The 15,304-nt window shown below is 61.1% G+C and carries 17 protein-coding genes and 1 tRNA gene; 8 read left to right on the top strand and 10 right to left on the bottom strand.

Annotation, left to right across the window (positions count from 1 at the left end; genetic code table 11):
• Window positions 1–100 precede the first annotated feature (100 nt).
• Window positions 101–2,233 carry a sodium-translocating pyrophosphatase gene (locus AC4PTT_RS13125; RefSeq protein ID WP_113154895.1) on the top strand — a complete coding sequence of 711 codons (2,133 nt, stop codon included), beginning with the start codon at window positions 101–103 and terminating at the stop codon, window positions 2,231–2,233.
• A gap of 126 nt (window positions 2,234–2,359) precedes the next feature.
• Here AC4PTT_RS13125 and AC4PTT_RS13120 read toward each other — a convergent pair whose 3' ends face one another.
• Window positions 2,360–2,881: an outer membrane protein assembly factor BamE gene (locus AC4PTT_RS13120; RefSeq protein ID WP_113154896.1), complete on the bottom strand. Its 522-nt coding sequence runs from the start codon at window positions 2,879–2,881 to the stop codon at window positions 2,360–2,362.
• Window positions 2,882–3,006: 125 nt separating this feature from the next.
• Between AC4PTT_RS13120 and AC4PTT_RS13115 the strand changes: the two genes are divergently transcribed.
• From AC4PTT_RS13115 to AC4PTT_RS13085, 7 genes are all read left to right on the top strand, one after another.
• On the top strand, window positions 3,007–3,555 hold the full coding sequence (locus AC4PTT_RS13115; RefSeq protein ID WP_206549233.1) for a ubiquinol-cytochrome C chaperone family protein: 549 nt from the start codon (window positions 3,007–3,009) through the stop codon (window positions 3,553–3,555).
• Window positions 3,556–3,558: 3 nt separating this feature from the next.
• Window positions 3,559–4,110, top strand: coding sequence for a YceD family protein (locus AC4PTT_RS13110; RefSeq protein WP_492161377.1), 552 nt, complete (start codon window positions 3,559–3,561; stop codon window positions 4,108–4,110).
• Window positions 4,111–4,220: 110 nt separating this feature from the next.
• Window positions 4,221–5,276, top strand: coding sequence for a phosphate acyltransferase PlsX (gene plsX / locus AC4PTT_RS13105; protein ID WP_113154899.1), 1,056 nt, complete (start codon window positions 4,221–4,223; stop codon window positions 5,274–5,276).
• Between the two features lie 9 nt (window positions 5,277–5,285).
• Window positions 5,286–6,257 (top strand): beta-ketoacyl-ACP synthase III, encoded by a 972-nt coding sequence (locus AC4PTT_RS13100; RefSeq protein ID WP_113154900.1) that lies wholly within the window; start codon window positions 5,286–5,288, stop codon window positions 6,255–6,257.
• A 108-nt stretch (window positions 6,258–6,365) separates the two neighbouring features.
• Entirely contained in the window at window positions 6,366–6,689 is a 324-nt protein-coding gene (locus AC4PTT_RS13095; RefSeq protein WP_113154901.1) for an integration host factor subunit alpha, read from the top strand.
• 190 nt (window positions 6,690–6,879) lie between these two features.
• A complete protein-coding gene (locus AC4PTT_RS13090; RefSeq protein WP_113154902.1) occupies window positions 6,880–7,401 on the top strand; it encodes a MerR family transcriptional regulator in 522 nt (173 codons plus the stop codon).
• A 123-nt stretch (window positions 7,402–7,524) separates the two neighbouring features.
• Window positions 7,525–7,601, top strand: a tRNA-Pro gene (locus AC4PTT_RS13085).
• Window positions 7,602–7,636: 35 nt separating this feature from the next.
• On the opposite strand, the gene AC4PTT_RS13080 is transcribed toward AC4PTT_RS13085, so the two are convergent.
• The 9 genes from AC4PTT_RS13080 to AC4PTT_RS13040 form a co-directional block, all read right to left on the bottom strand.
• Entirely contained in the window at window positions 7,637–8,719 is a 1,083-nt protein-coding gene (locus tag AC4PTT_RS13080) for a tyrosine-type recombinase/integrase (RefSeq protein ID WP_492161376.1), read from the bottom strand.
• 186 nt (window positions 8,720–8,905) lie between these two features.
• Complete coding sequence (locus tag AC4PTT_RS13075) at window positions 8,906–9,238, bottom strand: hypothetical protein (protein WP_492161375.1); 333 nt, start codon at window positions 9,236–9,238, stop codon at window positions 8,906–8,908.
• 235 nt (window positions 9,239–9,473) lie between these two features.
• Entirely contained in the window at window positions 9,474–10,967 is a 1,494-nt protein-coding gene (locus tag AC4PTT_RS13070; protein WP_492161374.1) for a hypothetical protein, read from the bottom strand.
• Window position 10,968: 1 nt separating this feature from the next.
• A complete protein-coding gene (locus AC4PTT_RS13065; RefSeq protein WP_492161373.1) occupies window positions 10,969–11,334 on the bottom strand; it encodes an HNH endonuclease in 366 nt (121 codons plus the stop codon).
• A 178-nt stretch (window positions 11,335–11,512) separates the two neighbouring features.
• Window positions 11,513–11,701 carry a hypothetical protein gene (locus AC4PTT_RS13060; RefSeq protein WP_206549095.1) on the bottom strand — a complete coding sequence of 63 codons (189 nt, stop codon included), beginning with the start codon at window positions 11,699–11,701 and terminating at the stop codon, window positions 11,513–11,515.
• A complete protein-coding gene (locus AC4PTT_RS13055; protein WP_492161372.1) occupies window positions 11,698–12,471 on the bottom strand; it encodes a hypothetical protein in 774 nt (257 codons plus the stop codon). The genes AC4PTT_RS13060 and AC4PTT_RS13055 overlap by 4 nt, the downstream gene beginning before the upstream one ends.
• A complete protein-coding gene (locus AC4PTT_RS13050; protein WP_492161371.1) occupies window positions 12,468–13,295 on the bottom strand; it encodes a hypothetical protein in 828 nt (275 codons plus the stop codon). Before AC4PTT_RS13050 ends, AC4PTT_RS13055 begins: the two co-directional genes overlap by 4 nt.
• The gene (locus AC4PTT_RS13045; protein WP_492161370.1) at window positions 13,288–14,205 is read right to left on the bottom strand and encodes a recombinase RecT; all 918 of its coding nucleotides are present in this window, start codon (window positions 14,203–14,205) and stop codon (window positions 13,288–13,290) included. The genes AC4PTT_RS13050 and AC4PTT_RS13045 overlap by 8 nt, the downstream gene beginning before the upstream one ends.
• A 2-nt stretch (window positions 14,206–14,207) precedes the next feature.
• The gene (locus AC4PTT_RS13040; RefSeq protein WP_492161369.1) at window positions 14,208–15,215 is read right to left on the bottom strand and encodes a hypothetical protein; all 1,008 of its coding nucleotides are present in this window, start codon (window positions 15,213–15,215) and stop codon (window positions 14,208–14,210) included.
• Window positions 15,216–15,304 lie beyond the last annotated feature (89 nt).

Genomic DNA, 15,304 nt, shown 5'->3' with positions numbered 1-15,304 from the left:
GCGCGGATTGGGCCGGAGAGGGCGCAAATGCCGCCGGCCTTTCCAGCATGACCCGGGAGGGGGTTCCAACTGCGGGTCGAAATCAAGGGATAGATTGGCAATGAACATGCTTTTCGTGGTCATCGCCTGCGGCGTGCTTTCCGTACTCTATGCCATTTGGGCAACCCGGTCGGTGCTGGCCGCCGACCAGGGCAATGCACGCATGCAGGAAATCGCCGGCGCCATCCGTGAGGGTGCGCAGGCTTATTTGACAAGGCAGTACACCACCGTCGCCATTGTTGGCGTCGTGGTCTTCATTCTCGCATGGTGGCTGCTCACCGGCGTGGCGGCCATCGGCTTCCTCATCGGTGCGGTTCTTTCCGCCGCCGCAGGCTTCATCGGCATGCATGTTTCGGTGCGCGCCAATGTGCGCACGGCGCAGGCCGCATCCAACAGCCTCGCAGCCGGCCTCGACATCGCCTTCAAGTCGGGCGCGATCACCGGCCTTCTGGTCGCCGGTCTCGCACTGCTCGGCGTGTCAGTCTATTTCTGGATACTCACCGGCCCGCTCGGTCACGCACCGACGGACCGCATCGTCATCGACGCTATGGTCGCGCTCGGTTTTGGCGCATCGCTGATCTCCATCTTCGCGCGTCTCGGCGGCGGCATCTTCACCAAGGGGGCGGATGTCGGCGGCGATCTCGTGGGCAAGGTGGAGGCGGGCATTCCCGAAGATGACCCGCGCAACCCGGCCACCATCGCCGACAATGTGGGCGACAATGTCGGTGACTGCGCCGGCATGGCCGCCGATCTGTTCGAAACCTATGTGGTCACGGTCGTGGCCACCATGGTGCTCGCCTCGATCTTCTTTACGGGCGAGACGGCGCTGACGCTGATGCTCTTCCCGCTGGTGATTGGCGCTGCCTGTGTCGTTACCTCGATCATCGGCACCTTCTTCGTGAAGCTTGGTTCCAACAATTCCATCATGGGCGCGCTTTACAAGGGCTTCTGGGCCACTGCCGGTCTGTCGGTCGTGGCGCTTGCGATCATCATCTGGGGCTGGCTTGGCGGCTCGACCGCGTTCTCGGCCAGCAATGGATCGGAGTTCACCGGCGCATCGCTCTTCTGGTGCGGCGTGGTGGGGCTCGGTGTGACCGGCCTCATCATCTGGATCACCGAATATTATACGGGCGTCGGCTATCGGCCGGTCCGCTCCATCAGCCAGGCGTCGGTGACCGGGCACGGCACCAATGTCATTCAGGGCCTCGCCGTCTCGCTTGAGGCGACGGCGCTGCCGGCCATCGTCATCATTGCCGGCATCATCCTGTCGTTCAATCTGGCGGGCCTGTTCGGCATCGCCATCGCGGTGACGACGATGCTGGCGCTGGCCGGCATGGTGGTGGCGCTCGACGCGTTCGGCCCGGTGACGGACAATGCCGGCGGCATCGCCGAAATGGCGGATCTGCCAAGCGAAGTGCGTCAGACGACCGATGCGCTCGACGCGGTGGGCAACACGACCAAGGCGGTGACCAAGGGCTATGCCATCGGTTCGGCGGGTCTCGGCGCTCTGGTTCTGTTCGCGGCCTATACGGAGGATCTCAAATTCTTCGCGGCCAATGCGGAGCCCGGAACCTTCTTTGAAGGCGTTACCGTCGATTTCTCGCTCTCCAATCCATATGTGGTGGTCGGCCTTCTGTTTGGCGGTCTGCTGCCATTCCTGTTCGGTGGCCTCTCCATGACGGCCGTTGGCCGGGCAGGGGGCGCGATCGTACAGGAGGTGCGCCGGCAGTTCCGCGAGAAGCCGGGCATCATGGAAGGCAGGGAGAAGCCCGATTATGGCCGGGCGGTTGACCTTCTGACCAGGGCGGCGATCAAGGAAATGATCATTCCTTCGCTCCTGCCGGTGCTTTCGCCGCTTGTCGCATTCGCCGTGGTCTATGCGATTGCCGGCAAGAACGAGGCCTTCTCGGCGTTGGGCGCAATGCTTCTGGGCGTGATTGTGACCGGTCTCTTCGTGGCGATTTCCATGACCGCCGGCGGCGGTGCCTGGGACAATGCCAAGAAATCCTTCGAGGACGGTTTCGTGGACGCCGATGGCGTGAAGCATGAAAAGGGCTCGGAGGCGCACAAGGCGTCGGTCACCGGCGACACCGTTGGTGATCCCTACAAGGACACCGCAGGCCCGGCCGTGAACCCGATGATCAAGATCACCAACATCATCGCGCTTCTTCTGCTGGCCGTACTGGCGCACTGACAGGGCGCGCTCCGTCCTCGCCGCCTCTCAAAGGGCGGCGAGGCGAGGTCTTTGAATGTGAGATCCCGGCAAAGAAAAAGCCCGCATGCAACGCCTGCGGGCTTTTCGTTTGAAACCGGGTTCGGATCAGCCGCCGCCGCCGAACATGCCGGCGGGTGGGCCGCCCTTCGACGCGCCGGCGAGAATCTGGCCGATGAAGGTCTGTTCCTTGCCGCCGGTCGGCGTGGTGCGCGAAATGAAGTCGAAGACCCTGCCGTCTTCCATTCCGTAATGGGCGATCTTCGAGACGCGCTCATCATCGCCGAAATAGACGGCGAGAACCTGCTGCTCCACAAGGCGTGCGCGCATGAAGGCTGCGCCGCGAACGCGCTTCTGGGAAATATAGTAGAAGGCCTCGTTGTCGAAGGTCGCCGTGGTGGAGGGCGAACCAAGCGCCAGGAGAACCTGCTCGCGGCTGGAACCCACCGGCACGAGTTCGAGTGCCTGCTGGTCGATCACATAGCCCTGCGTCAACGTTTCGCGCGCATCGAGCGTGTTGGCGACATTACAGCCGGACAGCACAGCCGCCGAACCCACGATCCCGGCCGCCAAAATTGTGCGTCCGACAGGATAGCTGTTGATTTTTTTCACCTGCAACGACATCTCCATAGCGTCCCCGGCGCCAAGGCTTTCAATCGAAAGCCCTTGTTCCCGCCGGCAAAACGGGTAAACCAGCTTAAGCGCCGATGCAACCTGATCCTGTCCCAAACCAGCCCCGAGGGAGGGCAATTCCCATGTTCAAGAAGCTGTTTGGCTTTGGGCAGCGTTCGCGCCTCACCGTCATTGACGGCTTGTATGAACGAATCGTGGCGGCCTCGCGGCAGCCCGTCTTTTACGCAAAGTGGGAAGCGCCGGACACGCCACTTGGCCGTTTCGAGATGATTGCGCTGCACATGATCCTCGTTTTGCGCCGCGTTCGCAACGAAGAGGACCCCAAGGTCCGCGAGACGGCCCAGGAGCTGACCGATCTCTTTTTCAGCGATGTCGAATATGCGATTCGCGAACTGGGAATCGGTGATCTGGGCGTGCCCAAGCGCATCAAGAAGCTGGCGCGCATGTTCTATGGCCGCGCTGCTGCCTATGGCGACGCGCTTGATGCAGGCGATGTCGAGGCGCTGGCAGCCGCCATGCAGCGCAACATCCGCCCGGATGTTGAAAACTGGCAGGGCGCGCGCCCGCTTGCCGATTATGCGGTGGAAGCCGCCGATGCGCTCGATGCGCAGCCGGTGGAAAAGCTGATCGCCGCCGAAATTTCATTCCCTGACGCACAAAGGGAGATCTGAACCATGTCCGCCACCAGGAAATCCCCGGTTTCATTCGAGGTGAATGTCCACCGTCTGCCGCGCAAGGGCATGCCGGTTGAGATCAACGCCGATGAGAACCAGCGCCGCGCGCTGGCTGCCGAACACGACCTTCTTTCCGTTGAGCGTTATGTCGCCGCAATGACCGTTCGCCCCTGGAAGGCCGATGGCGTGCGGATTATCGGAAAGGTGGAAGCTGATATCACACAGTCCTGCGTGGTCACGCTGGAGCCGGTGACGACTCACATTGAGGAAGAGGTCTCGGCCACGCTGGTGCCCGAGGGCTCCCGGCTCGCCCGCAACGACATTGATGGCGGCGAGTTCGTGCTCGATGCGGAGGGGCCGGACATGCCCGAACCCTTCCAGGGCAGCATCATTGATATGGGCGCGCTGGCCGAGGAATTCTTCGCGCTTGGCATTGACCCCTATCCGCGCAAGCCCGGGGCTGTTATTGACGCTCCCGATGCAGGCGATGATGCACCGAAAGAGGCCGGGCCACTCTATGAAGGCCTGCGCAAGCTCGGGCAAAAAAGCTGAATTGCGTGACCGATGGGCGAAACAAGGTTGTGCCACCGGTCAAAAGCGCTATTTTCGCCGCACATTTGAGCCGATGCCGGCGACCGATCAACGTTTGAGGCAAATCACGCGTGGTACGCATTTCGATTGACGCGATGGGTGGGGATCATGGTCCCGAGGTCACGCTGCGTGGCCTGACCAAGGTCATCGAGCGGCGTCCCGACGCCCGCTTTCTTGTATACGGTCGTGAAGACGCCGTTGTTCCGGTGCTTGATGCGCTGCCGGGCCTTCGCGATGTGAGCGAGTTCACCCATTGCGAAGTCGCGGTGCGGATGGACGACAAGCCCAGCCAGGCACTGCGCCAGGGCCGCTGGAAGTCTTCCATGTGGAAGGCCATCGAAGCGGTGAAGAATGGCGATGCGGATGCCTGCGTTTCCGCCGGCAATACCGGCGCGCTGATGGCCATGTCGAAATTCTGCCTGCGCACCATGGCCGATATCGAACGCCCCGCCATTGCGGCCATCTGGCCGACCATGCGCAGCGAGAGCATCGTGCTCGATGTGGGCGCGACCATTGGTGCAGACGCCCAGCAGCTCGTCGATTTTGCGATCCTGGGCGCAGCCATGGCCAATGCCCTGTTCGACGTGGAGCGTCCGACCGTGGGCCTGCTCAATGTCGGCGTTGAAGAGATCAAGGGCCAGGAAGAAGTGCGCGAAGCCGGTCGCATGTTGCGCGAGGCCGCACTCAAATCCATGCGCTATGAAGGTTTTGTCGAAGGCGACGATATCGGCAAGGGCACGGTCGATGTGGTTGTTTCGGAAGGTTTCGCCGGCAATATCGCGCTGAAGACCGCCGAAGGCACGGCGCGTCAGATTGCCGGTTATCTCCGCGAGGCGATGGGACGCACCATGATGGCGCGCATCGGTTATCTGTTTGCACGCGGCGCTTTCCAGCGCCTCGGCGAAAAGATGGATGTGCGCAAGATCAATGGCGGCGTCTTCCTCGGGCTCAACGGCATCGTGGTGAAAAGCCATGGTGGCGCCGACGCTGAAGGCTTCTCCGCCGCCGTGGAACTTGGATATGAAATGGCGCGCAGTCATCTGCTCGACAAGACGCGCGCCACTCTTGACCTTTATCACGCCCGCCAGCCGCTTCCGGCCGCCGGCGCTGCAGCCGTGAATGAATAGGACGCTGTGATGATTAGATCCGTCGTGCGTGGCATTGGCTCCGCTTTGCCCCGCCGCATCATGAAGAATGCGGAATTCGAGAAGCTCGTCGACACGACTGACGAGTGGATCGTGCAGCGCACGGGTATCCGCCAGCGCCATATCGCTTCGGAAGACGAGACCACGGCGTCGCTGGGCGAGGCGGCTGCGCGCGCAGCGCTCGACAGCGCCGGGCTGACCGCCGACGACATCGACATGATCATTCTGGCCACGTCGACCCCCAACAACACGTTTCCCGCCACGGCCGTCGAGATTCAGGAACGTCTCGGCATGCGCGGCGGTTTCGCGTTCGACATGCAGGCCGTGTGCAGCGGCTTCGTCTATGCCATCACCACCGCCGATCTCTACATTCGCGGTGGTCAGGCAAAGCGCATGCTGGTGATTGGCGCGGAAACCTTCTCGCGCATTCTTGACTGGAACGACCGCACCACCTGCGTGCTCTTCGGCGATGGCGCCGGCGCTGTCGTTCTGGAAGCACAGGAAGGCGAGGGCTCTCTGGATGATCGCGGCATTCTCGCCGCATCCTTACGCTCCGATGGCAGCCAGCGCGACAAGCTCTATGTGGATGGCGGGCCCTCGACCACCTGCACGGTGGGGCATCTGCGCATGCAGGGCCGCGAAGTGTTCAAACATGCCGTTGGCATGATCACCGACGTCATCGAAGATGTGTTTGCCAAAACAGGCATCACTGCCGACGATATCGACTGGTTCGTACCGCACCAGGCCAACCGCCGCATCATCGACGCCTCCGCCAAGAAGCTCGGCATTGCCGAGGAGAAGGTTGTGATCACCGTCGACAGGCACGGAAACACCTCGGCGGCGTCCGTGCCGCTGGCGCTTTCCGTTGCGGTGGAAAACGGCCAGATCAAGAAGGGCGATCTGGTTCTTCTTGAGGCGATGGGCGGTGGATTCACCTGGGGCGCCGTTCTGGTGCGCTGGTAGCGACAGCAAATCACATGCATCGTCCTTGACCGTTACGAAGCAATTTTTGTAACGTCAGCGCCGCGTATTGAAATCATAAGCATTTTCAAGATTTGGATGGGTAGCCCTATGGGGGGAAAGACACTGACGCGTGCCGAGCTGGCTGAGGCCGTCTATCGGAAAGTCGGACTGTCACGCACCGAGTCCGCCCAGCTTGTCGAAATGGTTCTGCAGGAAGTCTGCGACGCGGTTGTTCGCGGCGAGACCGTTAAGCTCTCTTCCTTCGCCACCTTCCAGGTGCGCGACAAGAACGAGCGCATCGGCCGCAACCCGAAGACCGGCGAGGAAGTACCGATCTCGCCACGTCGCGTCATGACGTTCAAGGCTTCCAACGTCCTCAAGGATCGTATCCTCAAGGCGCATCAGGACAGGCAGCCGCGCGAAAGCGCCTGACCTTTTCCGGCCCCGCAGGGCCACCACGGTGCACAATTGCGCGTGGTGCTTTCGACAGGCTCACGAACTGGTTAAACTCCCGAATCGTCGGGCGTTGGCTGGAAGCTGTTGCGTTTCCCTCCGAGGCCCGCATCGTTCGGCAGGGCTCCGCACGCAGGTCGGAGCCACAGCCCGCAGGAGACGCGTGACCATGGAAAAGAGCCCCGACGCCTTCCGTACCATCAGCGAAGCCGCCGAAGAACTCGATCTGCCGCAGCACGTGCTGCGTTTCTGGGAAACGCGGTTCTCGCAGATCAAGCCTTTGAAGCGGGGCGGTGGACGCCGCTATTACCGGCCGCAGGACATCGACCTGATCAAGGGCATTCGTCACATGCTCTACGATCAGGGTTACACCATCAAGGGCGTACAGAAGCTTCTGCGCGAGAACGGCAACCCGTTCGTCGTCGCCATTGGTCGTGGCGATGTGGCGGCGGTCGAGGCCATCGCCCAGAGCCAGCAGGCGGACGTGGAAAAGACGGTTTCCGAGGAGGAAGTGCTGGTTGGCGCTCCGAAAGCGAAGCCGAGCAAGCGTTTTTTCGGCCTTGGGCGCGGCGAGCAGGAGGGGCCCGTCCCGGCGGATGCGGAGAGCCTTTCGCGTGACAACAGGGCGCTTTTGCAGGAGGCGCTGTTCGATCTCCTGGAGTGCAAGCGCCTTCTCGATCAGGTGCGCTGATCGTTTCGGATCACCACCGCGCATCCTTGTTGTTGAAAGCCGGCCCCGTTGCCGGCTTTTTGCTGCGGAATGATTTTTAGGCCTTGCGCGCCCCCCTCGGAAACTATATCCCTTGCGCCGGTTCGGAGCGTAGCGCAGCCCGGTAGCGCACTTGACTGGGGGTCAAGGGGTCGTGGGTTCGAATCCCGCCGCTCCGACCATTTTTCTTCTATAATTCAGCATGTTGCAGCGTCGTTCATTTGACGCCGCGACCTGCTGGTTTACAATTTTCTGGCTGGTTTACAGAGCGCGTTCCTGTTTCGATCTTTTCCACAGCCGCGCTCGACACCAGATAGTGCTTGCGAATGATGCCTTCGGCGTCCTTTTCCGCGTGCCCGGTGATCTCCGCAATCTCACGAATCGATGCGCCGTTTCTGTAGGCGAGGGTTACGAACGTCCCCCGCAGGTCGTGGAATGTCTTGCCCTCGATCCCGGCTGCGGCGACCGCTTTCCTCCACGACGACTTGAAACCGGAAGTCCATGGCTTGCCGCTGCGATTCGTCAGGATCGTTGCTGCCGGCGTGTCTCGTTTGGCATTCTCGGCCTTTGCCGCATCCAGAACTGCGCGAAGTTCGCCTGAAACCTTCACAGCGACATGGGCGCCGGTTTTGGACTGCCGAAGCCTGATGGCGTTCCCGTCATAGGCTGACCAGGTGAGGGCGAGCAGATCCCCCTGCCTCTGCCCTGTCCAAGCGGCAAGCATCATCGCGCGCACCAGTGGCTCGCGTGCCTTCTCCCGGAATGCCTTTATGTCCGTGTCGGTCCAGATGATGTCTCGTCTGGTGCCATCGCTTACCTTGGTGATCCGCTCCAACGGGTGGCGTTCGATCATCTCACGGTCGAGGGCGAACCAGAATAGACGCTGCAGAACGCTCATGTAGAGGTCGGCCTTCCGGGGATGTGTCTCTGCCATCTCGTCGCGCCACTCGAGAAAAAGGGTGCGGCTGCCAGCTGCAGATATCCTCTCGGCCGTCATGTCGTAGAACTCGCCCTCAATGGCCCGGATCGCTAGATCATAGCCCTCACGGGTGCTGGGCTTCAGGTCTTTGTAGTGCGGGGATTTGAGGTAGCCGCGAATGATCTCGGCCATGCAGCCCTGATAGGGCGCGTCTTCTCGGTCGCGCGTCAGTCGCAGGTATTCCTCGGTGAATTTTCGGTGCTCGGTTTCTGGGTCGGCCTTGATGGCCGGCCCCCCTCGCCACGCATAGTGGTAGGTTTTGACCGATCCGTCGGCCAGTCTCTTCTTGACGCTATGAACGCCCACGAGATTTACCCGCACTGTGTCTGTCCCTCCATGCGCGGAGGGAATTGCCGCCATTCAGAGGCGTGCTGTCAAATCGGTCATTGTGAGTATCGGGGATAAGCGTGATCGCTCCATCCACCTCAAGGCGCACGGTCAGGCCCATGTCGCGGGCTACGCGACCGGCGTTCTCGATCTCGCATCGACGGTGACGGAGGGGCTTTGTCATCCTTCCCCGCCTCCTAATGCTCGGATAGAGGCGGCTCTGATCGCGGCAGAGCGGCGCTCATCCGCCAATTTGTTTCTGATAGCCGCAGCGCTAGCCGCGTGATGCTTTCCGGCTTCACGCGCTCGCCTTCTGTCATCCTCATTCATTCGAGGATCATCCTGCGATGCCTCAAGGCAGTATCGAGCGTTCTTGTCGTGCCACTGCGCGACTTTCTCGAACGGGTCTTCGCCTGTCTCAACGATGCGGTAGCCGTACAGAGATAAATCAACCAGAATATCGTCTGCCGTGATGCCGTCGACGTGCTTTAGGAATAGGTTTCTCAGCTTCATGGCTGGCCCTCCAGTGCGCGGCGACCGGCTTCGGGCAGGTATCGCAGGTTCCATGTCGGGTGGTATGGTTTGGAGTTCTTATCGCCATCGAGGCGAACAAGAAGATGCGGTCCGCGTGTTCCGGTGATGGTTCCCAATCTTCCGGGCACATCCTTGCTTCCCTCGCATGGGGCGTATTCAACGCGCCCGCCTCGTTTCGCGGGGACGCCGTAGTTGCTGCGTATCCACTCCATGCTCATTCTCCCTTGCTGGGGAAGGCGGCGAGGAGGGCGGCTCGGGCAACCTCCCTGCACCAATCGGAGGTTTCATTGTCTCCGAAATCTTCCTCGTCATTTGCGCTAAGCGGCCCGTCATGGATCGCCTTCGCCGCCCGCTCCACCGCCTCGTCGGTGAGGGCGGTGCGCGCTAGATCGTGATACCTCTGACTCCAATATTGCCATGCCTCATCGCTGGTCATATCCCAGGTGCAGGCGTCTGGTGACGTACAATCTGGATGTGGCGTTTCTCGTCCCTCGCTGGATGGACGAGTTCGTCCACAATTCACGCACATTCTTTCTTCGCCGCTATCCTTCTGGTTGAGAAAATCGCGGGCACGCTGCATCACATCGTCCAGTTCGTAGATGGCACCACAGGTTGTTTTCGGAAGTGTCGCGCCAAGTTTTTTCGGATGCCGCTCGTATTGTTTTTCACCAAGTTGATTCTCACCGTCCCAGCCGGCAACCAATTGGCGAACACCTCTCAGGGCTTTGGCGTTGACAAGTTGCTCTATGACCGTCTTGGCTTCCACCGCCTCGTCGGTGAGGGCGGGGACGGGGGAGGTGTAGAGCGGCGTGATATTGCCATCTCCGACACGCGCCAACTTTTCGGCAGCCTCCTTCCACAAGTATACGCGCTTGTACTCGTAACCCTCGACCATCCACGCTACCGGCTCTGCCTTGAAGGCGACCGACCATGCCAGCCTATCAATCTCCGGCTTAACCGAAGCCCCAAGCGATTTGCCTACACGATCCATGCCAATATCCAGGTCTTCTGCCTTGGGGGCAGAATTGGCGATGGGCACTGAATCTAGGACATGCTTGGCGTAGTCTTGGTGCTGATCACCCTTGTAGAAGGTGTCAGCCAGAATCTGGAGGCCGTTCTTGTAGTGGTCGCGTTCCGCGATCACCGCCTCTACCTTGGGAGCTACATGCGGAAAGGTGCCAATCGGCCCGTCCATCGGTTCGCCGGTTTTCAGATCGACGGTCGGGCTGTCCGAAAGGCATTCGGCGTGGCATCTGCCAAGCTCGATATCGGTGGCGCATGTGTCGCCTTCTGCAAACGGCTTGGCACAGACGGGGCAGGGTTCTTCCGCCTCTGCCTCACGGGCCGCGAGCAAAGAGGCAGCGATTGCCGTCAATGAGGTCTTGCCGTGATCGACGTGCGCAATTGTGCCGATATTCTTTTTCGCCTCTGCCTTGGGGGCAGAGAGGGCGGCGAGGGCAACAAAGTCCACACCGCTCTGATCAATCACGCGCTGGATATTCACGGCGCGAAATTCCTCGGACATCTGCTGGATCTGCGCCGCTTTGTCCGCACGCTCGCATTCCAGTTCGCCCTCAGCCTCCGCCAGCTTGGCGCGCAGGCGTTCGATCTCGGCGACGGCTTCCTTCGCCAGAGGGTCGATGTATTCAAGCTCGTCGCGCTGCCACAGGTGCGGGTCGCGCAGCCGTTCAATCAGGTCTTCGCTCATGTCATCCTCGCGTCTTCTGGAACCCACGCCCGGCGATCTTCGCCTTGGAGCGAGGCCACGTTCCGTTGTGCTTCCTGCGGATGCGGTCAGCCTTGGCGCGGTCGCCGGCCTCCTCGGCCGTCTTTGCCTTGTGCTCTTGGACAAGGGCAGGCATCAGATTGCTTTCCCGATGCTCGCCGCCCATGGAAAGCGGTTTGACGTGCTCGACCTCCCACGGCTCACCTGCGGCGATCTTCCGGCCTGAGATATGGCAACGGCCCTTGGCGCGGATGAAAACGCGATCCTTGACGTACTGGGGCACCCTTGCGTCAGGGCTGGAGCCGATCCACTCGGGCAGGCTTCTACCGCCGAGCGGGTTGTCGATCATGGGGACTGCCATCAGTTGCCCTCCGATTTCAGAGCGATCTCGATCAAGCGCCGGATGGCTTCGGAGCGGGTAGGAACCCGGTTCTCAAAGCGCCAATCGTCAACGGCTTTGATTTCATCCGCTGTGATGACCAAGTTCATCCTTTCGGTGGGGCTCTCACCCAATCTCGGCCTTGCCATCACCGCGCCCTCCGTTGATGCTCCGCGATCTCCGCTTCAACCAGACGCGCCAGTTCGAGGCACATCACGTCGAGGCGAAGCTCATCGGTGCGCAGGTCGAGCGTCTTTCTGGCAATTGCCCGAGCGCCACGGCTGCCCTTCGGAAATGAGCGCGCAACCTCGGCAAGGGTGTCGGCTGAGATGGTCATGCCGCTTCTCCAATTGCATCAATGTTCTGATGGATGACTTCGAAGGTGAGGGCTGCCACCCAGGGATTGGCATGAATGTGATGCGGCTTCCCTCGGTAGGTTTCCGTCACGCTTTCGCCGCCCCATGGGAAGCTCTCGTAGTGGGTAACCTTGCCGTCATCGCCGTAACGGGGGCGCGGATTGGCATTGAGGCTGTCCCAGAGCTGTCGGTATTCCGCGCCGTAATGAGAAATCAGGCCATGCCGACGGGCGGAGACGCTCTGCGCTGGGCCAACGCGCGGGGCGTTCTCGTTCGGATGAACAGGGATGCCTTCGGCGATGCAGTCCTCGTTAGTGATCTCTTGCAACCGCTCCACCCGCACGTCTGTGACGATCAGGGTGAGGCGAGACGCCGAGCGCGGCATGAAGATTGAAGGCTTCCAAGGGCCGTTCGCCCACAGCGGGCAGTTACCATCTGCTCGATAGAAAGTGTCCAGACCGTAGAAGGGGGTGCCGGGAACAAAGTAGCCGCCCGGGCGAGACTTCGGGATCGGCTTCCATGTCTCACGCACCCAAAGGCGGTCACCGACTGCGTACGGCACATAGTCGGGCGCTTCGGTGGGAACATCGGCCTCGCTCACACCGATCAAGCCGCCATGCCGGTTGAAGACATGGAAGGTGCCGTTGCCATCGGCTTCAATTCCCTTGAACACCCGCCGCGTCTGCGTCTTCCTGCCCTCAAGCAAGGCGCGGATCATTGGGGCGCTGAATAGGATGGGACGATCAGTCATGCCGCCAGATCCTTCTCCTCGCACCCGACAACGCCGGCAATCGTCGCTCGGCAGTCATCAAGCTCGATTTCATTCCGGCAGCAGGCGCGCGCGTAATTTGTTATCGACTTTGCCTTGGCACGAACCTCGTCGCTCAGGCCTTCGACAAAGAGCCCCTTGGACTGATTGACGACGACAACCTCATCCTCACCGATGGCGCCGATGATCGCTTTGGCGAACGTCTTAAGCCAATCCGGATCGACGGAAGCCGGCTCGCCTTCGCTCTCTCCCATGTCTTGCGAGCCGGCCTCGTCCGCCGTGGCGGGTGAGTTCTCGGCAGCGGAGCGATCTGAATTTGTGGCGACGAGCGCCCCGCTGCCGTCACCGGAGGGGCTTTCTGCCGGTGAACTGTGTTCTGGAATGTGGTCGTAGCGCTTTCGCAGCGCGTCGGGATCGATGCCCGTGACCTCGGACAAGGCTGCCATGGCCTTCTCGAAGAACGGGCGAAATTCGCCTTCATCCATCGATGCGAACGAGATCGAGCCGGGGCGTATGAACCATTGCCCTTTGATGGTCTTGGAAATGTCCGTCACGCCGAGCGCCAGTTTGAGCGCGTCTGACGCTTCGTTGGCGCTTTCCCAAGGCGTTTTGGCGTTCTCCACCACGTCGCGCAGCACCACCCAATATTTCTTCAGAAGGGGCAGGCTCCGTTTTTGGTTGAGAGTGACAGTGAGCTTGTCGCCGTTGCGATAGGTGTCCAGCACCTCGGCGACATACGGATCGGCTGGCGAAAGTCTTCCGCGCTCAACCACGAATTCAAGGGTCGGGTGGTCCTGCTTAGCCATTGTTGCCCCCGATTTGGGAGAGGCGGCGTTCCTTGATCTTCACTGCGATCTGCAGATTGATGTCGTCGCCGTCGAATTGCGCTTCGGCGTCCATCTCGGACCAGACTTCTTCGACGGTCGCCTCATCCATCGCGCCGGCCAGGTTGGTCTCGAGCTCATCGAAGAAGGCGGCAGCGTCGAATTCACCGTCGGCCATCACCGCACCGATATCCTCGCCGGTTTCGCGTACGATCTGGCGGTCATCAACGACTTCGCCTGTCTCGGCGTCGATGGCTTCCTGACGCTCGATCTTCTGCGTCGGCGGGGCCGGAGGCGCGGGAGGTTTCGGAGCCTGCGGACGCTCCTGTGGCGTGTCCTGCACTTCCTCGGCGATGCCAAGGCCGCGCAGCACGTCAGCAAAGGCGTCGCGCAGCGCAAAGGCACGGGCGCGCATTGCGAGCATCCGCTTCGGGTATTGCTGCCACGGCCCTTGCTTGCCCCAGAGGTTGGCCTTCTTGGCATCGGCGACCGAGAATGTGGCCTTGGTCGGATCGGCCTCGCCCTTGCGCTTGACTTCGCAGGACGCGGCCATGTTCTCGCCGTCGCCGGTTAGCTTCTCTTTGATCCATTCGAGTTTGCCAGAACCGCGAACGAGACCGATTGCACCGTCACCCCATATCGTCGGGCGGCCGTTGACCACGGCGATTGACTGCAGAGAGGCCATCGGCGTCATGCCGACTTCCATGCCATGCATGATTGCGACCATGGCCTTTTCTGGTGTCTCGAGCCCCTTCGGAGCCATGCCGGCCTTGCAGACGGCGAGCGCAATCCGCCAAGCACCATCAAAGTCCTGCGGGACGATGGCTTTGACAGCGCCCCCTGATTGCAGTGAGGGCAGGCGCTCGGGGTCGTGCTGAACGATTGCGTTCATGGTCAAACAGCCTTCTCGATTTCAACGATCTTCATGCCTGGCAAGTCAAAGCCAGACTTGGCGGCTCGGTTCGCCAGCGACTGCAGCAAGTCGGTGATCTCCGACCGGTCCCGAACCGCTTGATAGAACGCGTCCTGATCAACGATCTCGCCACGCTTCTCGACGCGGATGGACACACGCGCACCTGTTCGACCTGCACTGGCCTTTGGTGCTTCCGCAGCCTTCTCGGCGTCCTGTGCGGCTTTGAGCGCGATTGCTTTCGCTTCCTCGTTCTGGACCTTCATTGCCTCTTGGCGCTTCCTCTCGGCCTCTTCGCGGGCCTTTCGGGCTTCTTCGTCGCGCTTGCGCTTCTCAGCGATCAGGAATGGCTCGACATGGCGCTTCGCCTTGGTAGCCCATTCCTTTGCCTTTGCCTCAACAGGCTTGAACTCGCCATCGATCTCACGGCATTTGGCGAGGTGCGGGGCCTTGACGGTTTCGCGCAGCGAGTTGATGCGTTTGGCAAGGTCTGAGCATCGCTTTGCCCAGATGCCGCACCGGTCTGCGTCGGCCTGTGTCTCCACTGGCTTGCGCATGAAGTCGGTTAACTGCTCGACTTCACCAGCGAGCTCGAGCTTCAGGGCTTCGAATGGATCAGACGCGCCGCTGTTGTCACCGATAGCCGGTGCCGGTGGCTCATCATCGAATCCTTCGCCTGCGTCCGCTTTGACGTAGGCCTCGTAGCTGATCGGGTTGCGGCAGGACCAAAGGAACAGATCGACCAGATCCTCAACCTGCCGACCGTTGCGGAACCCAACAACGATGCCATTCTCGTCCGGATAAATCCCGACAGGCTCCCAAGGGCCATTCTTGCGGCGGGTGCGGTAGTATCCGAGCTGATACTCGCCGGGGTGGATCGGCAGTTCTTCCGTTCCAATCTTGGACGGATCGGCGCACGCGCCTTGCCACCAGCCCCAGCGTTCGATGATTGCGACCTGGGCGACTTCGCCCGCGTTCATGACGGTATCCATGGGGATTTCCTATGCTGGCGTTTCAAAGAACCCGACGAGCAGGGCGCTGATGACGATCAGAGCCAGAGCGCGGGCCGTGGGGTGTTCGG

The organism is Nitratireductor sp. WH36-1 (genome assembly GCF_058725515.1).
The sequence above is the reverse complement of the archived record's forward strand: the minus strand, read 5'-3'. Positions and strand labels throughout refer to the sequence as shown.